Here is a 1287-nt window from a genome sequence, read left to right on the forward strand (position 1 = left end):
GAGAGGTGGCTCGGTTTGTTTGAACAGGTTCCGTGGGTTCCTTAAGTGGATTTCCGCCTTGGTTACGCTGCCACCAATACCGGTGTCAGCGGGTTGAAGTAAGCCTGATCCGGGGTTTTGCCGTCAAGCGATGAATGTGGGCGTCGCCCGTTGTAGAAGCCGATGTAGCGCCCGATCGATGCGCGTGCCTCCGGGACGTTGGCATAGGCGTGCAGGTAGACCTCCTCATATTTGATGGTTCTCCATAGCCGCTCGACGAAGACGTTGTCGCGCCAAGCCCCTTTTCCGTCCATGCTGATCTTGATCTCCCGGCTCGCCAGCGCCTTGATGAACTCGGTCGAGGTGAACTGGCTGCCCTGATCGGTGTTGAAGATGTCGGGCTTGCCGTGACGGGCCAGTGCTTCTTCTAAAGCTTCTATGCAAAAGTCTGCCTCTAGCGTGATCGACACTCGCCAGGACAGCACCCGGCGGGTAAACCAATCCATCACGGCGGCCAGATAGATGAAGCCACGGGCCATGGGGATATAGGTAATGTCCATTGCCCAGACCTGGTTGGGTCGCGTCACGGGCAGCTTTCGCAGCAGATAGGGGTATATCTTGTGTCCAGGCGCCGGTTTCGAGGTGTTCGGTTTGCGATAGAGTGCCTCGATCCCCATGCGTTTCATCAGTGTGGCGGCATGCAATCGCCCCACCTTGAACCGCTCCTGCACCAGTAAACCCTGCAGCATCCGGCTGCCCGCAAAGGGGAATGCCGTGTGCAGCTTGTCGATCCGGTGCATCAGTTTCAGATCGGCATCCGACACCGGGCGGGGCTGGTAGTAGACGCTGCCCCGGCTGATCCCCAGCAGAATGGCCTGTCGGCTGACGCTCAGCTTTGCGCTGTTGTCGATCATCGTTTTGCGCTCGGCAACAGACCCGCCTTGCCGAGCGCGCCGGACAAAAAATCGTTCTCCAGCGCCAACTCTCCTATCTTCGCATGCAGCGTTTTCACATCGATGGCCGGTTCAGCTTCGGCTTTTGGCCCATCGCCAAATACCCCGGTCGCACCTTCGAGCAACTGGTCACGCCATTGCTTGATCTGGTTGGGGTGAACATCAAAGTCCTGCGCCAATTCGATCAGGGTCTTTTCACCTTTGATCGCGGCAACAGCCACTTTCGCCTTGAATGCCGGGCTGTGGTTCCGGCGCGGTCGTCTCGTCATGGTCATCTCCTCGCTCGCAGCATCATGCTGCTGTTGCGCGGAAAATCCACTTATCCCACCTGTTCAGTTTTCCCGAACCACCTCTT

The 1287-nt window shown here is 58.0% G+C and carries 1 protein-coding gene; it reads right to left on the reverse strand.

What is annotated here, in order from left to right:
* Positions 1-62 precede the first annotated feature (62 nt).
* A protein-coding gene (locus tag ACEN2R_RS20885; protein ID WP_442044868.1) for an IS3 family transposase occupies positions 63-1201 on the reverse strand; the annotation gives its coding sequence in 2 pieces (ribosomal slippage) (positions 63-946 and positions 946-1201; 1140 coding nt in all).
* Positions 1202-1287: the final 86 nt, after the last annotated feature.

Origin of the sequence: Pseudogemmobacter sp. W21_MBD1_M6 (genome assembly GCF_052119585.1) — a bacterium.
Taxonomy (GTDB): domain Bacteria; phylum Pseudomonadota; class Alphaproteobacteria; order Rhodobacterales; family Rhodobacteraceae; genus JBGQOJ01.